Genomic DNA, 21,661 nt, shown 5'->3' on the forward strand with positions numbered 1-21,661 from the left:
TCCCCGCCGCCCACTCCCCCCGACCGGAGAGACCGACGTGACCGACACCACCGTCGCCCACCAGCCCCACCCGCACCTCGGCGGCCGGGCGGCAGCGCTGCGCACCCTGGCGGCCTGGCGGTCCGGCACGGCCGACGCGCCGCGCACGGTGCTGATCACCGGCGACAGCGGCAGCGGCCGCACCCGGCTGCTCACCGCCTTCCTGATGCTCTGCGACCCCGCACACCGCGCCCTCATCGACACCGACGCCCTCGACCCGTCCACCGTCCCGCCCGCCGACCAGCCCGCACCCCCCGTCCTCGACGCCACCGGCCTGAAGGCCGTCCAACTGCGCTGGCTGCTCGCCGACCGGTTCGCCCCCGGCACCGACCGAGCGGACCAGCTGCCCGCCGTGCTCGCCGGAATCGGCACCCCCCAGCAGCCGCAGACCGTGGTCCTCGCCGACATCGACCGGGCCGGCACGCTGACCGGCACCGACGAGCCCGCCAAGGTCACCAGCGAGGTGCTGCTGCCGCTCGCCCTCAACCCCGGCGTCCGCCTGCTCGCCGACCTGCCCCGCACCGAGGCCGCCCGGCTCGCCGAGGACGTCCCCGACGGCCAGGTGCGGATCCTCGACCTCGACCAGGACCCGTGGCGCGACCCCGACGCCCTGCTCCGGCAGGCCGAACTCGCCGTCCCCGACCCCGTCGTGGCCCGCCAGCTGGCCGCCGTCGCCGACAGCCCGCTGGTGGTCCGGCTGGCCGGCTGGTCCGTCCAGGCCCACCCCACCGGCCCGCTGCCCCTGCCCCGCAGCGCCGGCGACGCCCTCGACCTGCACGCCGAACGCTGCGGCGCCGACGAACTGACCCTGCGCCGCCTGCTCGCCCCGCTCGCCCTCGCCGGACCCGGCGAACCCCTGCCGTTCGAGCTGTGGGCGCCCGTCGCGTCCGCCGTCGCCGGCAAGGACCTCGGCCCCGCCCTCGCCGCCGGCCGAGACCTGCTGCTCCCGTTCTTCGACCTCGCCACCACCGACAACGGCAGACCCGGCGCCCGCATCGTCCACCCCGCCGTCGCCGACGAAATCCGCGAACGCCTCGGCCGCACCGCCCGCGAAGTCCACCGCCGGATCGCCACCGCCCTGCTCGCCACCCTCGACGGCGACCGGCCGCAGCGCTGGGCCGACGCCCCCCGCTACGTCCGCGAACAACTCGCCGGACACGCCCTGCACGGCGGCCTGCTCGACCAACTCCTCACCGACCCCGGCTTCCTGCTGCACGCCGAACAGCACCGGCTGCGCGCCGCCGTCGACCGCCTCGACGCTGCCGCGCTGCCACCGCTCGGCCGCACCTGGCTGCGCCTCGCCCCGCTGTTCACCCGCCAGGAACTCGACGTCGAACTGCGCGCCGCACTGCTCGACCACGCCGCCCGCCAGGACGGCCTCCCCGGCGTCGACACCACCGGCCTGGACGTGCCCTGGCACACCCTGTGGGCCCGGCCGCTCACCGGCGTCGGCGCCGTCACCGCCGCCGTCCGCCCCGACGGCAACCACCTGCTGGTCGCCCACCGACCCGGCCATCAGCCCGAGTTGACGGCCTACGACGCCCGTACCGGCGAGATCGACCACACCGACCCCGGGCAACTCGCCCGCCCCGACGACGACCAGCGCGCCGCCGGCACCCTCGCGCTCAGCATCGGGGGCGACTACGTCCGGCTCTGGCAGCGCGACCCCGCCGACGGCAGCGCCATCGGGCCGATCGCCGCGTTCCTGTCCGCCGCACCACTGGCCGGCGCCGACCTCACCCCCGACGGCCTGCTGCTGATCGCCGACGCGCACGGCATCGCCGCCCTGCGACCGGCCGGTCGGTGACCGGCACTCGTCCACTACTGTGAACACCGACCAACCGGCTCCGAAGGAGAACGACCGCGTGACGACCCGTGAGCAGGCCATCGAGGCGGCCCACCAGTGGATCAACGGTGCCCGGCCCGAGGACCAGTGGCACCGGATCGGCGTGCACGAGTTCGACCTCGGCTGGGTGCTCTGGCCGATCCCCGACGCCGAACCCGACCGGCCCGTCGGCGAACGCCGCGCCCCCGCCGAGATCGGCACCGCCTGCGCCGTCGTCGACCGGGAGACCGGCGAACTCACCCACTGGCCGTCGGTGCCCGTCGACGAGGTTGTCCAGCTCTACCGCGACAAGCTCGGCGCGGGCAGCTACGACCCGTCCCGCCCGCCGGTGGTCGGCCCCGGCACCTCCGTCGTCCTCACCTACCGGGACGCCGCCGGCGAGGAGCAGAGCCTGTTCCAGCTCTCCACCCCCGGCGCCGGCCACCCCGAGGTCCGCGCCTGGCGCACCCTCCAGCAGCAGGGCGTCCGCCCCGAGGACGTGCTGTCCGTCTACACCGACCTGCGGCCCTGCGAACTGCCCGGCGGCTACTGCGCCCCCGTGCTGCTCGCCGAACTCCCCAACGCCACCTTCGACTTCGGCCACGCCTACGGTCCGCGCTACGACCGCCGGGCCGCCGGCGTCCGCGAGCTCACCGACGCCACCGAGGACACCTTCCGCCGGGCCGGGCGCCCCGCGCCGCCGCGTCCCAACCGGATCCCCTTCCCCCGCGCCGTGCCCGCGGCGGCTGTTGAGAGCGACCGCGAACTCGGCGCCCGGCTGGACGCGCAGTTCGGCGCCGAGCGGATCCACCGCGTCGCCGGCCCCGCCCCCGCTGCCACCGCGGCCACGTTGGCCGAGGCCGGACTGCCCACCGAGGTCCCGTCGTTCTTCCGCCACCTGCCCGGGCTGCCCTCCGTCGCCGACCACCTTGCCGCGACCGGCCGGGGCGCCCGCGTCCCCGAGCGGACCCGTTCCCTGCTCGCCGACTACCTGGTCCTCGGCGACGACGGCCACGCACTGATCGCCGTCCAGTGCGGCGACGGCGGCACCGGCACCGGAGCGGGCATCGGCCGGATCTGGGCCGTTGACCCCGACACCGGCACCGGCCGCTACCTCAACACCGACCTCGCCGCGTACCTGCGCTGCCTGTCCCTGCTCGCCACCCGCCACCCCGCCCTGCGCGGCCTCGACCCGCAGGCCGCCGGCCTCGCCGTGGACGCCTTCCAGCGTGAACTGGCCGCGCTCGACGGCACGGTGTTCGGCGACCCCGAGAACTGGTGGGCCGTCATCGTCGAGCAGCTGTGGGACGGCCTGCTCTGATCTTTCGTCAGTACCCCGGCGGCAGGGTCGCCACCGCGAGCGCGACGGCCTCCTCGGCGGTGGCGGCCGGGCCCGCGTCGCGGACCAGGAAGGTACCGTCGCGCAGGGGCTCGATGGCCGTCTGCCCGACCCGCTGATGCGGGTACTCCGTGACGGAGAACCACAGCGTGAAATGACTGGTCACCGGTGTCAGCCGGCGCAGTCGCGGCTCGGCGAACGCCGCCTCGAACATCGCCCGGTAGCCCGGCGGTTGGTAGTGGGGAGGCTGGGTGTCGAACCGGCCCATCCGCTGCTGCCAGGCCAGCTCCGTCGCGTCCAGCGGCTCGCGCTCGTGCGCGAACGCCCAGTCGTGGACGACCAGGAACGGTGCGATCTCCCGCACCGCCGCCAGCTCGGCGCCCGCCAGCCAGGCCACGACCGCAGGCACCGCCGCCGCGAGGTCCGGGGCGTGTCCGTTGGCGAGCATGATGTTCGCGCGGGCCAGCGAGACGGTCGGCCCCGCGCCCGGCGTCCAGTCGCGGATCGACGCCCGGTCGCCGGTCTCCGCGTCGTGGAAGTTGGCGTAGAGGTGGCTGAACCTCTCCGGCTCGGGCAGCGACAGCCCCAGGCCGGCGGCGATCCGGTCGAGAATGGGGCCGAGGCCCGCGGTGGTGGATGCGTCGGTCATGGCGTGCAGTGTAGGGACGCGGGTGTGAACGTCCCTGGCCGGCCGGGCAGTTGTTGCCCGTGCCGGCCGGGCGCTATCCTCTGGCGCGGTTTCACACATGATCATCAGAACGAGGGGGGGCTGGCTGATGACCGGGACCATCGTGGTGCGCGCGGAGCAGCCGGGGATCGGCCGGGCGGGAAACTTCATCGTCGTCGTCGACGGGGCCAAGGTCGGCCAGGTCCGGCAGGGGGAGAGCGCGCGGTTCCCGGCGACGGTCGGCACCCACCAGGTGCGGGTCACGGCGAAGGACCGCACCAGCTCCAACACGGTGACCGTGGAGGTGGCGGAAGACCGGGACTTCCTGGTCACCGCCCGAGGGACCGGACTCCGCGTCGCACTCCTCCTGCCCGTCCTGGCCGGAACCGCCGTTCCCCCGGTCTTCGCGGCGGCGTCCCTCCTCGTGCTCGGCGCGGTGTTCTTCCTGGTCCCCGGCCTGATGTTCCGGGTGCGCGCCGAGGGCGAGCCCGAACTCCGCCCCCTGCGCGAGGCCGCGGCCGGTGCGGAGGCGAGTGACGGGAACGGCCTGTGGTGGGAGTCGGACCCGGTGCTCGCGAAGCGGTTCCGGAAAGGCGCCGACTCCTGACCGCCGGGGTGCTGAATGGAGCGATCGTCCGGGGAGGGCGGCGATGTCCGCGATCGTGACGTCGGAAGACGGCGAGGACTGGTTCACCAATTCGTACGGCTGGCACACCATTTGTGAGCTGGCCATGGAGCGCCTCGCACCTGCGGTTCGCGACGAATACCAGCGGTATGCGAGCTCGATCGGCGTCGATTTCTCCACCCTCGACCAGCCGAAGCGCGCGGAGGTCGCCGGGTGGCTCCTGGCCGTCGTGGACGAGCTGCGGGGCGCAAGAGCGGCGGAATTCGGCTGGGACACGGAGCGGGATCGCGCGCATCTGTCCAAGCTCTCCGACATGCTCCGCCCGATGAGCTGAGGCGGTCCGCGCCGCGGCCAGAGGGCGGCAGGCGCGGGTGGAGCGGGAGGGTGCGAAGGCGAGGTTGAAGACCCCGCCGAAGGTGGAGCGGGCCGGCCCGAAGCGCGCGGCTGCGCCGCAGGTGGTGCTGGAGGAGGCCGCCGGGCAGGTCGACACCTCCACCGGGGAGATCACCGCGCCGGAGGCCGCCACCCTGGCGGCGGATGCCGCGACGAAGGCGTGCAGATCGCATCGGAGCGTCTTGCCGTCAAGTATTCCGATATCGTACTATCCGAAACCGTGAAGTCCGAATCCGTATCACCGGGTCGGTCCGCGCTGCTGGCCTTGCAGCGTGCGACCCATGCCACCTTGCACCTGATCGCCACCGAACTCGTCGACCTCGACCTGACCGCCTCCGAGATCAACGCACTGGCCAACCTCGCCGACGGCCAGGGCCGTACCGTCTCCCAGTTGGGGGCCGCGGTCGGCACCCGCCCCACGACGCTCACCGGCGTGCTGGATCGGCTGGAACGCCGCGGCCACATCACCCGAGGCACGCGCGCCGGCGACCGCCGCTCGGTGCTCATCGAGCTGACCGACTCCGGGCGCGCGGCGGCCGTCGTCATCACCCGGACCCTGACCGGCATCGAGAATCGCGCGCTGGACGGCCTGCCCGCCGAAGCAGTCGCCGGCTTCCACGCCGTCCTGGACGCGCTGGCCAAGGAGGGCTCATGACCACGCACCACCACGGTCCGCACTCCGGCCCCGGCGCGAACGGCACAGAGAAGGAGTCCTCGCTGTTCGCCGAGCTGATGGGGGAGGTGATGGCGACCGCCGAGCGGTTCGGGCACCGCCAGCACGTCCAACTGACCTGGCTGGCCGTCCGACGCCACGGCACCAGTGCGGCGGTCGACCTGGTCAGCGACGGCATCCGGCGCACCGCCCGTTACGCGGGGGCCCCGCAGAAGTACAACGCCACCGTCAGTCGGGCCTGGGTGGAACTGGTGGGCCACCACGCCGGGCAGGCGGACACGGCCGACTTCGACGCCTTCGCCGGCCAGTACCCCGCGCTGCTCGACAAGAAGCTGCTCACCCGCTTCTACCGGTCCTCGACGCTGGCAAGCGACCCGGCCAGGACCGGCTGGGTCGAGCCGGACCTCGCTCCGTTCCCCTGGCGGCAAGCCGGTGGGTGAGTGGGCACTCCTCAGCGAGCCCGAGGTGCCATAGCCCACGGCGTACACGTATTCGCCCACCCGGGGCACCGGCTCGCTGTCGAACGCCAACGGCACATGGGCCGCCTGGCTGCCGAGGATCCCCGGGGCCAGGGCCGATCAAGGCCCCACCGCAAGTGGCATCGGGCTGCCGGGAGTGTCAACCGCGGGCGGGGGAGCGGCGTTTGCGGGTGCGTTCCACTGCCCAGGCGGTGAGGGGGGCGACCATCAGGACGGCCGTCGCGGTGTCGATCCGGGCCGTCCAGCGTTCGTCGCCGGTGCTGGGGGTGGCGCCGAGTTGCGGGCCGACGTGGCCGGTCGGGTCGGTGGTGACGGTGACGGTGTCGCCGACGTCGTAGTAGTCGCCGTAGCCGCCGTCGATCGTGGCGGTGATCGGCGGGCCGTCCAGCGCCTCCAGGGTGTAGCGCTGGTGGGAGTTGTTGTTGGCGTCCCACTCCGTGGTGAGGCGGGTGACCCGGGCGTGCTGTTCGATGCCGTGGTCACGCAGTGCCCGGACGTCGAGCAGGTGCATGTGGCCGATCAGCATGATGGTGCCGAGGACGGCGACGATGACCAGCCAGCCGGTGGGGTCGTCGCGGGACCCCACCCAGGCGATGAAGGCGATCCACATGGCGATGATCACCAGTGTCGGAACGATTGCCTGAAGGTGTTGTTGGTAGGAGTATTCCGCCAGTCCGCGGAGTCCGAAGAACACCGCTGCCCATATCAGCGCCGCCAGTGCCGAGTTCCAGGCCGCCCGCCCCACCATGCGCATCGTCGCCCTCCCCAGGTCTTCGTGCGTCGCGGACCAACGGTACGCGACGTCCGGGCCGGGAAACTTACACGCGGACGGGGCTCTCCACGGCGGCCCCGAACGGTCGGCGCGGGTGCAGGTGGGTGCAGGTGGGAGCAGGTGCGGAGGCGTCAACAGGCGCTTCTGGAAAAGGAGTTCGGTAGGTGCCTGGCCTGCTTGGAGGGGCTACCATCGGCCGGACGCGTTGCGGGAGCGCTCCCACGCTCCTGCCCCGGCAAGCACCCCGGAGGACATCGTGCACATCCCCGACCGCACCGTCCCTCGCCCCACCCGCCGCACCGTCCGTCGCCCCACCCGCCGTGCCGCCGCGCTCGCGCTGGCCGCCACGGCCACCGCGTTCGGGCTGGTGGCCGGCGTGCAGAGCGGCGCCGACGCTGCCGCGCAGGGCAGTCTGCCCGCCGGTACCCAGTTCTATCGGGATCCGGCGTCCCAAGCCGTCAAGTGGGTGGCCGCCAACCCCGGCGACTCCCGTACGCCGGTGATCTCCAAGCGGGTCGCCAGCCAGCCGCAGGGCATCTGGTTCAGCAACTACCGCCCCACGACTGTCACTTCCGATGTCCGCGCCGTCACCGCCGCCGCCGAACAGGCCGGCCAGACCCCCGTACTGGTCGCCTACGCCATCCCCAACCGGGACTGCGGCGGCGCGTCCGCCGGCGGCGCGCCCGACCTCGCCTCGTACGACGCCTGGGTCGGCAAGTTCGCGGCGGGCCTGGGCAGTTCGCGCTCCGTGGTGATCCTCGAACCGGACTCGATCGCGCTCACCACCTGCCTCACCGCCCAGCAGCAGAACGACCGCTTCGCCTCGCTGGCACGCGCTGTCTCCACCATCCACGCCGCCAGCCCCGCCGCCAAGGTGTACCTGGACGGCGGGCACTCCACCTGGAACTCCGCCGCCGAACAGGCCAACCGGCTGCGCGGCGCGGGCGTGCTCAACGCCGGCGGGTTCTTCACCAACGTCTCGAACTTCAACACCACGGCCGGGGAGAGCGCCTTCGCCCACAACGTGCTCGCCGCGCTCGGCAACCCCGGCAACCTGCACGCCGTCATCGACACCAGCCGCAACGGCAACGGCCCGGCCGGCAGCACCTGGTGCGATCCGTCCGGGCGCGCCATCGGCAACTACCCGACGGCCAGCACGGGAGACGGCGCGGTCGACGCCTTCCTGTGGGTCAAGCCCCCGGGCGAGGCGGACGGCTGCGCAGCCGCCGCCGGTACCTTCGTGCCCGGCATCGCCTACCAGTTGGCGGTGAACGCGGCAGACCCGAGCGGTCCGTCGCCCAGCTCCCAGCCGCCGACGTCGCAGCCGCCGAGTGGTGGGGCGTCGTGCTCGGTCGCGTACCGGGCCAACTCGTGGAGCGGGGGCTTCACCGCCGACATCACCGTGAAGAACACCGGCACCGCCACCATCTCCGGCTGGAAGCTCGGTTGGACGTTCCCGGGCGACCAGAAGGTCACCAGCGCCTGGAACGCCACCGTCACCCAGAGCGGAGCCGCCGTGACCGCCACCGACCTGGGCTACAACGGCACCCTGGCGGCCGGCGCGTCCACCGCCTTCGGGCTCCAGGCCACCTACGGCAGCGGCAACACCGCTCCGAGCGCCTTCACCCTGAACGGCGCCGCCTGCACCACCGCGTGAGCCCGTTCCGCCCCGCCGGCCCTCCCGCCCCCTGGGCCCGGCGGGGCGGGATTCCCCGGCTCAGGGCCGGAGTTGGACGGCCGTCACCATCACGTAGCCGACCAGCAGGCCGAACAGGCACACCGCCGTCACGTACCGGGGCGTGAACGGCAGACCCGCCAGCGACGGGTACAGCAGCACCGCGCCGCCCGCCGCCAGGTCCGCCAGGTACAGACCGTCCGGCGGGACGATGCCGGTGCTGTGAGCAGCCCACCCGGTGGCGATCAGGAACCCCGTCAGCAGGGTGAACCCGGAGAGCAGTCCGGAGCCGATCGCGCCCAGCGCCGGGTGCGGGTCCGGAGGCGTCTCGCCCTCCGGCGTCCGCGGGCGGAGCCGGTGCGCGATCACGAGGGAGCCGACGGCCAGCGTCATCGCGGCCAGCGCGCCGAGCAGCGGAGAGGGATTCATCGGTTCCTCCTGGAGAACGCGAGATGCTGCCCGGCCAACGCGGCGAGCGCCGCCGGCAGCAGGACGGTGAGCATCAGCACCGTCGCCCACACCGACGGCTCGATCGCCGCCGGGGCGGCCGGCGCGGCCGCCGGGGGTGGCGCGGCGACCGTGGTCGACGGCATGAGGGTCGGACGCGGCTGGACGGCGGCCGGCGGGGGAGCGTCGACAGCGGCCGGGGCCGGGGTCGGTGCGTGCGAGGCCGGCTTCGGTTTGGCGTGCGGGGACTGACGGGGCGTCGGCGCGTGCGGTGCCGGGGCGGCCGTCGTCTCCGTGGGGGTGGGAGGTGGTGTTGGCGTTGGTGTCGGTGAGGGTGTGGGGCTGGGCGTGGGGCTTGGGCTCGGGGTCGGGCAGTGCCAGGGGGGCGGGTGCGGATATGGGTGTGGTGGTGGCCACGGCAGGTAGGGGAGCGGCGGGGCGGGCGGCGGGAACGTGCCCGGGGCAGGGTCCATGGCCAGATCCTCCGGCTGTCGAGACCCTGGCACTGCCCGACCCCGCCCAAACCCCACGGGGCGGTGAACCACTCCCCGTTCCGGGCGGAATGCCCGAGCGATGACGGTCCGTCAGTTCGACTCTGGATTAATGGAGTTGAGGAGTTCGAGTTGGTCGGCCGAGAGTTGCAGGGCGCCGGACGCCATGTTCTCCGTGAGGTGGTCCGGGTCGCCGGTTCCGGGGATCGCCAGCACGTGCGGCCCCTGCTGCAAGGTCCAGGCGAGCCGGACCTGGGCGACGGACACGCCGTGCGCGCGGGCGACGGCGCGTACCTCCTCGTGCTCCTCGGCGGCTGGGCCCGACTCGTGCCTCGCACCGGCGATCGTGAAGAACGGCACGAAGGCGATGCCGAGTTGGCCGCAGCGCCGCAGCAGTGCCCGGTCCTCGTCGGGCGCGCCGATCCCGAACGGGTTCTGCACGCAGACCACCGGCGCGATGGCCCGCGCCTCGGCCAGTTGCTCAGCGGTGACGTGGGAGACGCCGAGGTGACGAACCAGCCCGGCGTCGCGCAGCTCGGCCAGGGCACCGAAATGCTCGCCGATCGAACCGGTCCGGCGGCTCGGCGGCACCCGCAGGTTCACCACATCCAGGTGGTCGCGGCCGAGTTGACGCAGGTTCTCCTCGACCTGGCCGCGCAGCTGCTCCGGGGAGGCCCACCACCACGCGCCGGACGGGTCGCGGCCCGGCCACACCTTTGTGCTGATGACCAACTCGTCCGGGTAGGGCGCCAGCGCCCGGTTGATCAACTCGTTGGCGGAGCGCGTCGCCGAGAAGTAGAACGCGGCGGTGTCGATGTGATTCACCCCCAGCTCGACCGCCCGCCGGAGCACACCGATCGACCGCTCACGGTCGCGCGGCACGCCGTGGTGGAACGGCGCGGTGCCGGTCAGACGCATCGCGCCGAAACCGAGGCGGTTGACGGTTCGGTCGCCGAGTCGCCAGGTGCTGGAGGTGGTGGAGATGGCGGGTGCGGTGGTCGGTCGTGGGTTCATGGCAGGGGTCTCCCTTGGCAGTTGGGAAGGGGTGAACGCGGCAGCCGGGGCGGCGTGGGCCGGCTCCGGGCATGAAAAAAGCCTCCCCGGCGGATCGGAATCCGCGCCGAGAAGGCTCAGTTGACGTTCGGAATTATAGCAGCCGGAGAGGCGCGGGGGTTGGGCGGCGGCCGCACATCTTTGGGCCGGTGGACCATTCGCCTGTCCGTCAGAAGGGAGGTTCGAGATCGCCGCATCCGTCGCTGTGTGGCCCGCAGTCCCAGGGCTCCTCCCGAAGAGGTTCAATGTCGGTGACGTCGTGGCCCCATGCTTCGAGCGCCTTCCAGGCAACGCGCCGGTCAGGGGCGCTGCTGCCGGTGTCCAGGATGCGGCGCGCGTGCACGGCGAGGTGATCGCGGTGCTGGGCGAGCGCGGGGTGTTCGGCGAGTACGAGCGCGGCGAGGCCGGCGGCTTCGCGCACGTCCTCGTGACTGTCCTGCAGGAAGGGCGCGACGGCTCGATAGAGCATCGGGCGCAGGTCCCGGAAGGCCGCCAGCGTGGGGCCGGGGGTGAGGAAGCCAGGGGAGTACTGCTCGATGCGGTCGACAATCTCGTCGGAGGCGTCGTAGGCCGTGGAGGCCAACCAGTTCAACAAGGTCGCGCGGACGGGGACCTTGCGATACGGCCGGAGGGTCATGGCCGCCGGGTGGGCGAGGATGCCGGCGACATACATGGCGACGGGGGCGGTGGCCTCGTAGATGGTGTTCTGATGGCCGACCAGCTCACTCAGTTCCGACAGCGCGGTGACCTGCACCTTGGGATCAGGCTCCAGCAGCCGCGCCAGGACTTCGGGAAGGCACTCGCCGTTCCCGAAAGCCGTCTCGAGCGAACCCCAATCAGTCTCCGCCAGGACTGCTTGGTAGGGCGGCAAGCCAGGCTCGCGGGGCGCCCCGGCCTTGGAGGTGCTGTGATTCACGGGCCAAACCTAGACCGGACTTCTGACACGAATCCCGTCCGGGCCGGTGGGAAGCCGCGGTGCTCAAGGTTTCGACGGCATCGCGGGAGCGGGGTCCATTGTGCGGCCGCTTCTTCGCTGACCTGGGCCGACGGGCCCTGGTCCGCAATGAAGCCGAGGTGCTCGTTCGCCGTCTTTGCGAGGCAAACCGCATGGCGCTGGAGGGGCGTCTCGGCCCCGGGGTGTTGTGAGCAACGCGCACGGGGCTGCCACCGAGTCTGTGGCGGCCCCGCGCCGTTCCCGGGGGTCCTGGGCCCCTCGCCGATCCCGGAAGGAGGGGCCGCACGCCGCGGCGGGGTTATGCGGACATGCTGCTGGAGGCGCATCGGGCTCCGGCACTACCGGGGAATGCGGTGCCGAGGCAGACATACAGCCTCAGCGAAGAGCCCGAACCGGTCGAATCCCAGGCGTCCAGCTGTGTGCCCCCTGAGGTGGAGGTGCTGTCCGTGCCGAGCGGGCCATTGGTGAACCCGCCATGTGAAACGTAGGCGCGTGCGGCCACCCCGTCCGCCTGGTAGTCCTCCACGTAGTTGTAGTAGCCGGAGTGCAGATACGCGCTGTACGTGCTGGTGTTGATGCAGAAGGTCCCCTGGACGTGTCCGCCGGCCTGCCCGGCCGAGTTGTTGACCGTCGCGCTCAGCGTCCGACAGGTCTCGGCTGATGCTGCCTGAGCGGGCTGGGTCATGGCCAGCCCACCGAGCACCGCGCCGGTACACAGCACAGTCAGTGCTTTGCCGCGACCGCGGAGAGTGAACGAATTCCGCATAAGAGCCCCATTTGTCGTAGGTGATATCACTGATGACACTGGGTCTGCCCGGCAAGCTCCCGAGGGCCTCCGGACACCTGCCACTGTCGGCAGTTTGGGGCAACCTGTCACCCCCGCAGCAACCTGAATGGCCGGAACGAAGGCCGAAGCGGCCGACGGCGCGGGCTTGAAGCTGCATGTGCGATCAGATAAGCCCCTTTGGTCTGCTGGAACGGCGTGCTCGCCCTCGGCAGCCCCGGCCTGGACCGGCCCGGCAGTTCGCGCGGGCCGCCGCCTCGTACAGGCGCCGCTCGGCCGCCGTACGCGCTTCGGACACCTGCCGTACCGAGACGCCCGGCAGCAGTACCCGGTTCTTCCGCAGCCACGTCACCGCGCGCTTGGACGGTGCCATCGCGCCGCAGACCTCTGGGACATTTCAGGGCGTGAATCCGAGAAGCCGTACTTCCCATCTATGCGCCCAGCACCGTCAACCTGAAGACCAACCTCCACACCAAGCCCATCGGTCAGCGTCCCCTCATCGAGCTCGAACCGACTGACCATCCCCTCACCGTCGAACAGAGGGCCGGCATCACCCGGGATCGCGTGCGCGAGATCGCTGAGGCCGTTCTCCACTCCACCAACGACGGTTCCTGACCGCGACCGGCCAGGGAAGGGACATGTCGGAGATGATGCCGCGCGGCGGTCCGGGTGATCCTTTCACCGACTGCGCGTCGATGATCCCGGCGACCGGCTCCGGATCACGGCCCGCCGGTCGTGGAACTCGGCGACCAGGCCCTTGTCCCGCCAGCGCCGGAAGAACGCGTAGACGCGGTCCCATACGGGGAAGTCCGCGGGCACCGCCCTCCAGGCGATGCCGCCCGCGACCAGGTAGCGCACCGCGCCGACCAGTTGCCGGTGGCAGTCGCCCTCCGGCTGCCCGCCCCGGCCCTCCAGCCAGGCGGGCACGGGCATCGCGTCGCGCACGACGGCCCACTCCGCGTCGGTCATGTCCTAGGGGTACCTCGGACGCCTGTGCCGCCGGTCCCCGGCGTTCCCGAACCGGTGAGCGAGGCAATCGCACGACAGAGGTGCGGAGTTGGACGGCAACGGCGCGGACACGGAAGACTGCGACACCAGGGGCCTCCTGTTGCTCGGCTGGATTCGACACCCACGAGCTGTGCGGGAGGCCCCACTTTCACGCCCTGCCGACCAGAGGATCACCCGACCGAGTCGGCAGACTCGAACGCACGATCACCAAGCTCGATAGAGCAACGGCTAAGGGCCGTCCCGTAATTGATCTCGGACGGGTCCGGATGGTGTGATCCGCCCGTCGGCGGGATCTGTCTACGTGGCCTGGATGAGGTTGTGAAGGCGGGCGATGCCGAGCATGGCGTAGTGGACGCCATCGCCCTTGAGACGGCAGTCGCGAAGGATCTTCCATGCCTTCATCCGGGCGAAGACGTGCTCGACGCGGGCCCGGACCCGCTTGTGGTCGTGGTTGTGCTCGATCTGCCATTCGGTGAGCTCGCCGTCCTTGGGCCGGCGGTGCGGGATCACGAGACCGGTCCCGGGATAGCCGCCGTCGGCGATGGTGATGGTCCGGCCGACAGCAGCCTTGGCGCCGGATTCGACCCAGGCCTTGCAGTCGTTGCGGTTGCCCGGGACGGGGGTGCCCACCGCGACGACCAGGCGGGTGTGGGCGTCGACGACGACCTGATGGTTGGTGGAGTAGCTGTAGTTCTTCGACTTCTCCGCGATGGTGTGGTCGCGGGTGGGGACGAGGGTGCCATCGACGATCAGCACGGTGTCCTTGTGGAACCGCCGCCGGGGCCTGAGCGCGAGGAAGGGGCCGACGTGGTCGATGATGTGGTCGGCCGCCGACTTGGACACGCCGAACAGTGGCGCGAGCTGCCGCAGCGTCAGGTTGGTCCGCCAGTAGGCCGCGACCAGAAGGACCCGGTCCTCCAGCGGAAGACTCCAAGGCCGGCCCGGCCGCACGGTGTCAGCGCCCTCTCGGCGGAGCACTGCCATGAGCTTGCGGAAGTCGCGCGGGCTCAGCCCCGTGAAGGGGGCTATCCATGACGGTTCCGACGCCGTGATCACACCAGCCATGGCGAGATCATCCCAGCCGTGATCACTGCTCCTGGAGCCAGCTCGCGGCACTCAAGACGCTGGCCCCGGCCGAGACCTACTTCCCAGGGCGTCGGCGAGAGCATCGCTCTGGGATCGAGTCAGGTTGAGTGTCCACAACACGGCCGACTCATCCGAGTCCGGCTCAGTGTGCCGGTGGCTGCCGCCGCTCAGAGGGGAGCCGGCACCACCACGGCGACTGGCTGCAGGCCGCCTGTTCCGAAGGAGATGGTCAGCCGTGTCCTGGGCAGAGTCCTCGGGTGCTCCGACGGCTGTGAGAGCGGCGTTCACCCGAGCGGGCGCTGCCGGCGGCAGATAGTCGTCGGCGAGCAGCGGCAGCAGAAGCAGGAGCCTGGCCGCGGTGTCATGGACGCCGGGTGCAGTCAGGTCCGGCGTCTCGGCGATGTTCACGATGTCGCGCCAGGACAGGCCCGGGCCGTACCAGTCGCCGTCAAAGCTGGACAGATCCTCCGTCCGAGGCCAATCCGCTTGGGTCAGTACGTAGTCGATCCCGGAGTCACCAATGAGGTTCCGATAGACGACGACAGCGCTGTGACCGCCTTGGAACGGGATGCGAAACGCCGGCCAGGCTTGGTCGTCCAGGAGGACCTCGGCCAGGGCGTCCGTGTCCGCGCCGTCGTCCCCGAACCACTCGGGTTCCGGCCGGGTCCCACCCGAGGTGAATCGGCACATGGCCAGCAGGTGATTGGACCAGAACCCGGCGCGCTCAAGCAGCCGCTCACCCGCAACCAGCGGCCCGTAGTCGTATCCCTTGATCAGCACGGACCAGAGTGTCTCAGGCTCCACCGACACCTCTCGGCTGCCGGTCCGTGGGAGTAGCGGGACAGCCCTTAGTAAGTGGGTGAGCAGGCAGGCGAAGTGTGGATGTGGGTGCGGCGCGGAGAGGGTGGGACGGCCGCGCGGTGTGTGCGTGGCCGTCCCCGCTGGTTCAGTGGCTGTTGTGCGACGCCAGGACCACGTTCCCTTCCGTGAGTTCGGGCTTGCCCCGGTGGCCGTCCTGCGCAGCGGAGGCGGAACCGCGCCCCGGGAGGGTTGCTGCCAGGAGGGCGACCGCGGCGACGGCGAGGACCGGCCAGCCGGTGCCGAGGACCAGGGCGAGGACGGCGGGGCAGCAGACCATGGCGGCAAGTCGGGGGAGTCCGTTGAGGATTCGGATCGCGGAGGCCGTGCAGGTCAGGTAGACGGAGAGGAAGAGCGCGGTCGGTACGGCCACCAGTTGGTCGGTCGACAGGACGCCCGAGCCGACCAGGGCGATCAGCGGGCCGCCGGTCAGGGCGGTGGTCGCGACCACGGCGTAGGGGCCGCGGCGGCTGGGGGTGGGGGTGGGCGGGAGGAGGGCGTCGGTGAGTTCGGCGGCGCCGGTCAGGTAGGTGTTGGTGGCGGCGAGGGTGAGGACAAGTGCCGCGCCGACGGCGAGGATTCGGCCGCTGTCGCCGATCGCGGCGCGCATCAGGTCGGCAAGCGGGACGGCGCCGCCCGCGTCCGGGCCGAGTACCCCGACGGTGGCCGCGCCCAGGCCGAGGCAGAGCAGGGACGTCACCACGAAGGCGATCAGTACCACCAGGCGGAGCTGTCGGCGCGGGTCGCGCAGGCGGGTGGTGAGCGAGGCGGCGGCCTCCCAGCCGACGAAGGCGAACATCAGCGGCGGTGCGGCGCGGGCCACGCCCGCCCAGCCGTGCGGCAGGAACGGCGTCCAGTTGGCGGCCCGGGCGTGCGGTGCGGAGCCGAGCATGGCGAAGAGCACCAGGGCCACCAGGGCGGCCACCAGCACCAGTTGGAGCTTCGCGCCGGTGCGCACCCCGACCAGTCGGACCGTCAGCACCAGTCCGAGCAGTACGAGCGCCGCCGGTACCGCCGCCGACTCGCCCATGCCGAGCGCCGCCGCCGCGTAGCTGCCGCCGATCAGGGAGACCACCGGCGCGCCCGCCACCACGCCGGCGAGGAAGCACCAGGCGGCCGCCCGGCCCGCTCGTTCGCCGAGGCCGGCGGCGGTGTACCCGGCGACGCCGCCGGTCGAACCGACCTGCGTGCCGAGGGCGCAGAACACGACGGCTATCAACCCGGACAGCACCAGCAGGGACAGCCAGACGAGGAGTGAGGCGGGGCCGGCGGCGCGGGCGGCCAGCCCCGGGAGGAGCAGCAGGCTAGGGCCCAGCAGGGCCCCGATGTACAGCGCGGACGCGGCGGCGGTGGACAGGTGGGAGTGACGGCTTTCGGTGGTCTTCTCGGACATGCGGCGATTGTGGCCCCGATCGCGCGGCACGCGCTGGCGAATTTCGCCGTGCGGAGTGCTCGAAACGGCAGGATCTGCCGCGTGAAGACGATTAGGGTGCACGGCATGCCGAGCCAGCAGTACGACCGCATCGACCGTGCCATCCTGGAGCACCTCCAGCGCCACGGCCGCACCGCCAACGTCGATCTCGCCGAGGCCGTCCGGCTCTCCCCGTCCTCCGCGCTGCGCCGCACGAAGGCGCTGGAGGCGGACGGGGTGATCGCCGGGTACCGGGCCGAACTCGACCGGGAGCGCGTCGGGTTGGGGCTGACGGTGTTCGTCTCGCTGCGGGTCGATCAGCACTCGCGGGAGACCTCGCGGCAGATCGAGCAGGCGCTGACCGAGATTCCGGCCGTGGTGGCGTGCCATGTGGTCTCCGGGGAGGCGGACTTCCTGGTGGAGATCGCCGTGCCGGACCTGGCCACCTACGAACTGGTGCTGCTGGACGAGATCCTGGCGATCGGTCCGATCCGGGACGCCCGTTCCACCTTCGCGATCCGCACCATCCGCTCCCGGGGCCCGCTCCCGCTCGACCGCTGGCCGGCCGCGCGCGGGCGGTGAGCGGGCGGTGAGCGGTCGGGCCGTGCGCGGACGGTGAGTTGGCCCGGCCGTGCGCGGGCGGTGAGCGGTCGGGCCGTGCGCGGGCGGTGAACCGGTCCGGCCGTGCGCGGGCGGTGAGTTGGCCCGGCAGGGGTGCGGCGGGTTGGCCCGGCAGGGGTGCGTCCGGCCGTTGATGATGAACCTTCACATCAGCCGCCGATATGGCCATCAGACGGTAATGCAATCTTCACGACGGAGCATCTACCCGCATAGACCGCGGGCTGCCACGCTGACTCGGCACCACACCCCGCCGAATTCAGGAGCTCCCCGCCGTGACGAATCGTTTCCTCAGCCGCTTCGCCACCCTCGCCGCCACCGCGGCCCTCGCCACCGGTGTCCTCACGGTCAACGCCGGCACCGCCCAAGCCGCGCTGCCCACCCCGGTCTCCGCCGCCACCGCTCGCGGCTACCTGGCCCAACTCACCGTCAAGGCCGAGGACCGCACCGGCTACAGCCGCGACCTCTTCCCCACCTGGATCACCATCTCCGGCACCTGCAACACCCGCGAGACGGTCCTCAAGCGCGACGGCTCCAACGTGGTCACCGACGCGAGCTGCGCCGCCACCTCCGGCACCTGGGTCTCCCCGTACGACGGCGTCACCATAACCTCGGCCTCCGGCCTGGACATCGACCACGTCGTCCCGCTCGCCGAGGCCTGGGACTCCGGCGCCTCCGCCTGGACCACCGCCCAGCGCCAGGCCTTCGCCAACGACGTCACCCGCCCCCAGCTCGTCGCCGTCAGCGCCAGCACCAACCGCTCCAAGGGCGACAAGGACCCGGCCGAGTGGCTGCCGCCCGTCACCTCCTACCGCTGCACCTATGTCCGCGCCTGGGTGCAGGTGAAGTACTACTACGGCCTGTCCGTCGACACCGCCGAGAAGACGGCCCTGACCGACGTCCTGGCGGGCTGCTGACAGCTCGAGCCGCCGCCGTAGGGTTTCCGGTGTGACAGCTCACCGCATGCCCGCCGCCGAGGTCTCCGTCTCCGTCGGGCTGGTGCGCCGGCTGCTCGACGCGCAGTACCCCGAGCTGGCGGGGCTGCCGGTCGAGGTGCTGGCCAACGGGTGGGACAACCTGGTGTGCCGGCTCGGCGAGGACCTCCTCGTTCGGCTGCCGCGGCGCGCGGCGGCGGCCGGGCTGGTCGCGCACGAGCAGCGCTGGCTGCCGGAGTTGGCCGGACGGCTGCCGCTGCCCGTGCCCGCGCCGGTGCGGGTCGGGCGGCCGACGGACGAGTACCCGTGGTCCTGGAGCGTGGTGCCGTTCCTGCCCGGGCGGATCGCGGCGCCGGCGGAGTTCGATGCCCCTTGGGAGGCCGCGACCGCGCTCGGCGGTTTTCTCGCCGCGCTGCACACCCCGGCGCCGCCGGAGGCGCCAGTCAACGCGTTCCGCGGGATCCCGCTGGCCGGGCGCGCCGAGGGCGTCCGGGCCGCGCTGGCGCACCTCGAACCGGCCGACCGCGCCGCCGCGTTGGCGATCTGGGAGGCCGCCGCGGCCGTGCCCGTGTGGGACGGGCCGCCGCTGTGGCTGCACGGGGACCTGCACCCGGCCAACATCCTGGTCCACCAGGGCCGGATCAGCGCCGTGATCGACTTCGGCGACCTCACCGGCGGCGATCCCGCGACCGACCTGTCGGTGGCGTGGATGCTGTTCACCGAGGAACAGCGAGACGGTTTCCGACCGGCGTATGGCCGGGCCGACGACGCCACCTGGGAGCGGGCCCGCGGGTGGGCGCTCGCGCTGGCGCTGGTGTTCCTCTCCCACTCGGCGGACAACCCGCTGATGCGCGGCGTCGGCGAGCGCACCCTCCGCGAGGTGCTGGCGTAGGGCTCGCGCAGTGGACCGGGTGGATCAACCGGCCGGTACTGCGGGAGCGGTCCGGAGGCCGGCGATCTACGGTGCGAGACATGGTGGTGAAGCAAGAGGTCAGGCTGGCCCTGGTGATGAACGGCGGCGTCAGCCTCGCGGTTTGGATGGGCGGCGTCACGCACGAGCTCGACCTGCTGCGCCGCGCCTCCGCCGACGCACCCGATGAATCGGTCTCCCCGGCCGATCAAGAGGTGGCGGAGATCTGGCGGCAGATCACCGGCGCGGCGGGGGCGAATGCCCGGGTGGTGATCGACATCGTCTCGGGCACCTCGGCCGGCGGCCTCAACGGGCTCCTGCTGGCCACCGCGATCGGCCGTGGTTCGGACCTGGGCTCGCTGCGCAAGGTGTGGAAGGAGGCCGCCTCGCTGCCGGAGCTGGTGAAATCGCCCTCCCAGCAGAGCCTGCTCAACGGCACCTTCTTCGAGAAGGAGATCAAAGCGCAGCTGGAGGACATGCCCGAGGGCGAGACGCCCGAGCAGCCGATCACCCTCTTCATGACGGCCACCTCGCTGGACGGCCGGGCGCGTGAGTTCAAGGACGGCTTCGGCAGCCGGTTCGACGTCCGTGACCACCGGCGCGTGTACCGGTTCCGGAACGACAAGCAGGCGGTGGTCTTCCGGACGGCGGACGACGGCACGATGGGCTTCGAGCTCGACAGCCGTGACGACTTCTGTTCGGCGAACAACGACGCGCTGGTTCAGGCGGCGCGGGCGAGCGCCGGCTATCCGGTGGCCTTCCCGCCGGTCGACGAGCGGCCGATGTCCCACTTCCGCGAGCTTCCCGCTCCCATCTCCGAGGCTCCGGCGAGCTGCGTGATCGACGGCGGTGTGCTCAACAACGCCCCGTTCGGCCCGGTTCTCGAGGCGATCACCGAGCGTCAAGTGGACGAGCGGGTGGTGCGCCGGGTGGTGGTCTACGTGACCCCTTCGGTCGGTCTGGAGACGGTGAACACGGCGGGACAGTCGCCCTGCGGTGACGTCTCGTTCGTCACCTCGGCCTTCAACGCGCTGCAGTACCCGCGGGAGGCGGATTTCCGGTCCGGGACGCAGGAGCTGTCGACCCGGCTCGGGACGAGCGTTCGCGGCACGCAGCTGAACCTGTTCCACCGGATGAGCAAGAACAGGGACCTCCGCGACTACGTGCGGGAAGCGGCCGAGACGATGCTCGGCGAGTACCGGCTGTGCCGGGCCAGCGCGGCGCTCTGGGAGACCCGTCACCGGCTTGCCGAGCTGGGCACGGTGACCTCGCTCGTCACCGTACCGGAGGCGGACTCCGAGGAGCTCGGCCGGATCCTCGGGGAGAACCCCAACTGGAGCCCGCGGTGGCCGAGCCAGGACATCAACAATCCCGACATGTCCAATTGGCCCTGGGGAATCATCACCGCCGAACGACTCTTCGAGACCCTCGGCGGTTACCTCCAGCAGTACCTCGGCTCCATGGACCTGCGCGCGGATCCCGACGAACAGCGCGTACTGCTTGCCGGCGCGACCGACATCAGCCGGCAGCAGCGCTGCGCGCTCGCCGTCACCAAGGCCGTCAGAAACCGGATCCGGGACCACTACCGGCCGGGGGTGGAGCTGTCGAACCAGGAACTGGGCGAGCTCCTCGGCCGTGTCTTCGACGATCTGGACGTCCCGGCCACGATCGGCGGACTCGTCTCGCAGGCGTGCGGCCGTTTCGCCGAGGTGACCCGGCAGGCCGGCCTCGGCCACTGGGAAGGTCCCGAGGACGTCGTGCACGACTGCCTGGCGGTCGAAGTGGTCACCAGGATGTACGCACCCCCGTCGAAGGCCGCCGGGCCGCTCACGCCGGCGTTCGAATTCCTGCGGCTCGGGCCGGACAGCATGAGTCCGGTGTTCAACGTCGACCGGTTCGCCGATCTCGGCGACCGGAAGCTCTACGGCATCCGCTTCCAGCACTTCGGCGCCTTCATCCACCGCGAATGGCGCCGCTCCGACTTCATCTGGGGCCGGCTCGACGCCGCCCACCACCTGCTCTTCCTGCTCGTCCCGTCCCGCGAGGAACGCCTGGCCTGGGAGGAGAGGCTCCACCTGGCCATCCTCGAAGCGGAGACCGAAGCGGAGACCCAGGAGCGAAAGCAAGAAGCGGCGCCCCAGGGCCAAGAGGCGGAGGCTCAGGACCACGCGGCCCGGCTCTCCGCCAAGGACCAGCTGGAGCAGAACCTCGAGGAGCTCCGGACCACAAGGGACAGGCAACTGCTGGGGCGGATCCTCAAGACCCAGCAGGGCCAGGCCGGTCTGCGGGCCGTCATCTGTTCGGCGATCACGCTGCTGGGCAACACCGACAAGGACGAAGCAGACGCGGTATCGAAGTCCGCCAGCCCGCTCTGGAACAGGGTGCTCGCCTTCACCCGCCCCCTTGTCGCCACCGATGCGAAGGCCCTGCAGAAAGCCGACAAGCGGTGGCTCCGCTGGGTGACCTGGTACGTCCGGTTCAGGGCCCGGAACGCGCTCAAGAAGAAGGACCCGCGCACCATTCCGGGTGTGGTGAAGTGGGCGCTGAGGGTGACCCTCGGCGCGGGCATGCTGATCCTGGTCGGCATCGGCATTGCGATCGGGCTTGCGGTCGGCTGA

The 21,661-nt window shown here is 71.8% G+C and carries 24 protein-coding genes; 13 read left to right on the plus strand and 11 right to left on the minus strand.

Annotated elements, in window-relative coordinates; all coding sequences use genetic code 11:
- The first annotated feature begins 37 nt into the window (after window positions 1-37).
- Both ACFYS8_RS16895 and ACFYS8_RS16900 read left to right on the plus strand, forming a co-directional pair.
- Window positions 38-1,846 (plus strand): ATP-binding protein, encoded by a 1,809-nt coding sequence (locus tag ACFYS8_RS16895; protein WP_387641691.1) that lies wholly within the window; start codon window positions 38-40, stop codon window positions 1,844-1,846.
- 58 nt (window positions 1,847-1,904) lie between these two features.
- Window positions 1,905-3,185: an SUKH-4 family immunity protein gene (locus tag ACFYS8_RS16900; RefSeq protein ID WP_387641693.1), complete on the plus strand. Its 1,281-nt coding sequence runs from the start codon at window positions 1,905-1,907 to the stop codon at window positions 3,183-3,185.
- Between the two features lie 7 nt (window positions 3,186-3,192).
- On the opposite strand, the gene ACFYS8_RS16905 is transcribed toward ACFYS8_RS16900, so the two are convergent.
- Window positions 3,193-3,852, minus strand: a complete 660-nt coding sequence (locus ACFYS8_RS16905; RefSeq protein WP_387641696.1) for a DUF6193 family natural product biosynthesis protein — start codon at window positions 3,850-3,852, stop codon at window positions 3,193-3,195.
- Window positions 3,853-3,979: 127 nt separating this feature from the next.
- Between ACFYS8_RS16905 and ACFYS8_RS16910 the strand changes: the two genes are divergently transcribed.
- From ACFYS8_RS16910 to ACFYS8_RS16930, 5 genes are all read left to right on the plus strand, one after another.
- Window positions 3,980-4,477 carry a hypothetical protein gene (locus tag ACFYS8_RS16910; protein WP_387641698.1) on the plus strand — a complete coding sequence of 166 codons (498 nt, stop codon included), beginning with the start codon at window positions 3,980-3,982 and terminating at the stop codon, window positions 4,475-4,477.
- A 43-nt stretch (window positions 4,478-4,520) separates the two neighbouring features.
- Complete coding sequence (locus ACFYS8_RS16915) at window positions 4,521-4,829, plus strand: hypothetical protein (RefSeq protein WP_387641700.1); 309 nt, start codon at window positions 4,521-4,523, stop codon at window positions 4,827-4,829.
- A gap of 64 nt (window positions 4,830-4,893) precedes the next feature.
- Entirely contained in the window at window positions 4,894-5,112 is a 219-nt protein-coding gene (locus ACFYS8_RS16920) for a hypothetical protein (RefSeq protein WP_387641702.1), read from the plus strand.
- A gap of 41 nt (window positions 5,113-5,153) precedes the next feature.
- Window positions 5,154-5,543 carry a MarR family winged helix-turn-helix transcriptional regulator gene (locus ACFYS8_RS16925; protein WP_387641704.1) on the plus strand — a complete coding sequence of 130 codons (390 nt, stop codon included), beginning with the start codon at window positions 5,154-5,156 and terminating at the stop codon, window positions 5,541-5,543.
- Window positions 5,540-6,001, plus strand: a complete 462-nt coding sequence (locus ACFYS8_RS16930) for a hypothetical protein (RefSeq protein WP_387641707.1) — start codon at window positions 5,540-5,542, stop codon at window positions 5,999-6,001. The genes ACFYS8_RS16925 and ACFYS8_RS16930 overlap by 4 nt, the downstream gene beginning before the upstream one ends.
- 178 nt (window positions 6,002-6,179) lie before the next feature.
- Here the strand turns inward: ACFYS8_RS16930 and ACFYS8_RS16935 are convergent, their stop codons facing one another.
- On the minus strand, window positions 6,180-6,794 hold the full coding sequence (locus ACFYS8_RS16935; protein WP_387641710.1) for a hypothetical protein: 615 nt from the start codon (window positions 6,792-6,794) through the stop codon (window positions 6,180-6,182).
- Window positions 6,795-7,068: 274 nt separating this feature from the next.
- On the opposite strand from ACFYS8_RS16935, the gene ACFYS8_RS16940 reads away from it, so the two are divergent.
- On the plus strand, window positions 7,069-8,469 hold the full coding sequence (locus ACFYS8_RS16940) for a glycoside hydrolase family 6 protein (RefSeq protein WP_387641713.1): 1,401 nt from the start codon (window positions 7,069-7,071) through the stop codon (window positions 8,467-8,469).
- 60 nt (window positions 8,470-8,529) lie between these two features.
- Here ACFYS8_RS16940 and ACFYS8_RS16945 read toward each other — a convergent pair whose 3' ends face one another.
- From ACFYS8_RS16945 to ACFYS8_RS16965, 5 genes are all read right to left on the minus strand, one after another.
- Complete coding sequence (locus tag ACFYS8_RS16945; protein ID WP_387641715.1) at window positions 8,530-8,916, minus strand: hypothetical protein; 387 nt, start codon at window positions 8,914-8,916, stop codon at window positions 8,530-8,532.
- On the minus strand, window positions 8,913-9,080 hold the full coding sequence (locus ACFYS8_RS16950) for a hypothetical protein (RefSeq protein WP_387641718.1): 168 nt from the start codon (window positions 9,078-9,080) through the stop codon (window positions 8,913-8,915). Before ACFYS8_RS16950 ends, ACFYS8_RS16945 begins: the two co-directional genes overlap by 4 nt.
- Before the next feature lie 438 nt (window positions 9,081-9,518).
- Entirely contained in the window at window positions 9,519-10,439 is a 921-nt protein-coding gene (locus ACFYS8_RS16955) for an aldo/keto reductase (RefSeq protein ID WP_387641720.1), read from the minus strand.
- 208 nt (window positions 10,440-10,647) lie between these two features.
- Window positions 10,648-11,394 carry a hypothetical protein gene (locus ACFYS8_RS16960; RefSeq protein WP_387641723.1) on the minus strand — a complete coding sequence of 249 codons (747 nt, stop codon included), beginning with the start codon at window positions 11,392-11,394 and terminating at the stop codon, window positions 10,648-10,650.
- A gap of 337 nt (window positions 11,395-11,731) precedes the next feature.
- The gene (locus ACFYS8_RS16965) at window positions 11,732-12,199 is read right to left on the minus strand and encodes a hypothetical protein (RefSeq protein ID WP_387641726.1); all 468 of its coding nucleotides are present in this window, start codon (window positions 12,197-12,199) and stop codon (window positions 11,732-11,734) included.
- Between the two features lie 498 nt (window positions 12,200-12,697).
- Here ACFYS8_RS16965 and ACFYS8_RS16970 point away from each other — a divergent pair, with 498 nt between their 5' ends.
- Window positions 12,698-12,832, plus strand: coding sequence for a hypothetical protein (locus tag ACFYS8_RS16970; RefSeq protein WP_387642175.1), 135 nt, complete (start codon window positions 12,698-12,700; stop codon window positions 12,830-12,832).
- 63 nt (window positions 12,833-12,895) lie between these two features.
- On the opposite strand, the gene ACFYS8_RS16975 is transcribed toward ACFYS8_RS16970, so the two are convergent.
- The 4 genes from ACFYS8_RS16975 to ACFYS8_RS16990 all read right to left on the minus strand — a co-directional run bounded on the left by ACFYS8_RS16975 (window position 12,896) and on the right by ACFYS8_RS16990 (window position 16,562).
- Window positions 12,896-13,186, minus strand: a complete 291-nt coding sequence (locus ACFYS8_RS16975; RefSeq protein WP_387641728.1) for a transposase — start codon at window positions 13,184-13,186, stop codon at window positions 12,896-12,898.
- Window positions 13,187-13,522: 336 nt separating this feature from the next.
- Window positions 13,523-14,290: a transposase gene (locus ACFYS8_RS16980; RefSeq protein WP_387641731.1), complete on the minus strand. Its 768-nt coding sequence runs from the start codon at window positions 14,288-14,290 to the stop codon at window positions 13,523-13,525.
- Between the two features lie 51 nt (window positions 14,291-14,341).
- Window positions 14,342-15,091, minus strand: coding sequence for a hypothetical protein (locus ACFYS8_RS16985; RefSeq protein WP_387641734.1), 750 nt, complete (start codon window positions 15,089-15,091; stop codon window positions 14,342-14,344).
- Between the two features lie 166 nt (window positions 15,092-15,257).
- Window positions 15,258-16,562 carry an APC family permease gene (locus tag ACFYS8_RS16990; protein WP_387641737.1) on the minus strand — a complete coding sequence of 435 codons (1,305 nt, stop codon included), beginning with the start codon at window positions 16,560-16,562 and terminating at the stop codon, window positions 15,258-15,260.
- Between the two features lie 105 nt (window positions 16,563-16,667).
- On the opposite strand from ACFYS8_RS16990, the gene ACFYS8_RS16995 reads away from it, so the two are divergent.
- The 4 genes from ACFYS8_RS16995 to ACFYS8_RS17010 all read left to right on the plus strand — a co-directional run bounded on the left by ACFYS8_RS16995 (window position 16,668) and on the right by ACFYS8_RS17010 (window position 21,661).
- Window positions 16,668-17,162, plus strand: a complete 495-nt coding sequence (locus ACFYS8_RS16995) for an Lrp/AsnC family transcriptional regulator (RefSeq protein WP_387641740.1) — start codon at window positions 16,668-16,670, stop codon at window positions 17,160-17,162.
- Window positions 17,163-17,473: 311 nt separating this feature from the next.
- Window positions 17,474-18,115, plus strand: a complete 642-nt coding sequence (locus tag ACFYS8_RS17000; protein WP_387641743.1) for an HNH endonuclease family protein — start codon at window positions 17,474-17,476, stop codon at window positions 18,113-18,115.
- A 31-nt stretch (window positions 18,116-18,146) separates the two neighbouring features.
- A complete protein-coding gene (locus tag ACFYS8_RS17005) occupies window positions 18,147-19,025 on the plus strand; it encodes an aminoglycoside phosphotransferase family protein (RefSeq protein ID WP_387641745.1) in 879 nt (292 codons plus the stop codon).
- A gap of 80 nt (window positions 19,026-19,105) precedes the next feature.
- Window positions 19,106-21,661, plus strand: coding sequence for a DUF3376 domain-containing protein (locus tag ACFYS8_RS17010; protein ID WP_387641748.1), 2,556 nt, complete (start codon window positions 19,106-19,108; stop codon window positions 21,659-21,661).

The organism is Kitasatospora sp. NPDC004615, assembly GCF_042873545.1.
In the GTDB taxonomy this organism is placed as follows: domain Bacteria; phylum Actinomycetota; class Actinomycetes; order Streptomycetales; family Streptomycetaceae; genus Kitasatospora.

Bases quoted from the DNA above. Each gene is read 5' to 3' on its own strand.
- ACFYS8_RS16905 (WP_387641696.1), bottom strand. From the start codon at position 3,852: ATGACCGACGCATCCACCACCGCGGGCCTCGGCCCCATTCTCGACCGG.
- ACFYS8_RS16910 (WP_387641698.1), top strand. From the start codon at position 3,980: ATGACCGGGACCATCGTGGTGCGCGCGGAGCAGCCGGGGATCGGCCGG.
- ACFYS8_RS16915 (WP_387641700.1), top strand. From the start codon at position 4,521: ATGTCCGCGATCGTGACGTCGGAAGACGGCGAGGACTGGTTCACCAAT.
- ACFYS8_RS16930 (WP_387641707.1), top strand. From the start codon at position 5,540: ATGACCACGCACCACCACGGTCCGCACTCCGGCCCCGGCGCGAACGGC.
- ACFYS8_RS16935 (WP_387641710.1), bottom strand. From the start codon at position 6,794: ATGCGCATGGTGGGGCGGGCGGCCTGGAACTCGGCACTGGCGGCGCTG.
- ACFYS8_RS16945 (WP_387641715.1), bottom strand. From the start codon at position 8,916: ATGAATCCCTCTCCGCTGCTCGGCGCGCTGGCCGCGATGACGCTGGCC.
- ACFYS8_RS16950 (WP_387641718.1), bottom strand. From the start codon at position 9,080: ATGCCGTCGACCACGGTCGCCGCGCCACCCCCGGCGGCCGCGCCGGCC.
- ACFYS8_RS16955 (WP_387641720.1), bottom strand. From the start codon at position 10,439: ATGAACCCACGACCGACCACCGCACCCGCCATCTCCACCACCTCCAGC.
- ACFYS8_RS16965 (WP_387641726.1), bottom strand. From the start codon at position 12,199: ATGCGGAATTCGTTCACTCTCCGCGGTCGCGGCAAAGCACTGACTGTG.
- ACFYS8_RS16975 (WP_387641728.1), bottom strand. From the start codon at position 13,186: ATGACCGACGCGGAGTGGGCCGTCGTGCGCGACGCGATGCCCGTGCCC.
- ACFYS8_RS16980 (WP_387641731.1), bottom strand. From the start codon at position 14,290: ATGGCTGGTGTGATCACGGCGTCGGAACCGTCATGGATAGCCCCCTTC.
- ACFYS8_RS16990 (WP_387641737.1), bottom strand. From the start codon at position 16,562: ATGTCCGAGAAGACCACCGAAAGCCGTCACTCCCACCTGTCCACCGCC.
- ACFYS8_RS16995 (WP_387641740.1), top strand. From the start codon at position 16,668: ATGCCGAGCCAGCAGTACGACCGCATCGACCGTGCCATCCTGGAGCAC.
- ACFYS8_RS17010 (WP_387641748.1), top strand. From the start codon at position 19,106: ATGGTGGTGAAGCAAGAGGTCAGGCTGGCCCTGGTGATGAACGGCGGC.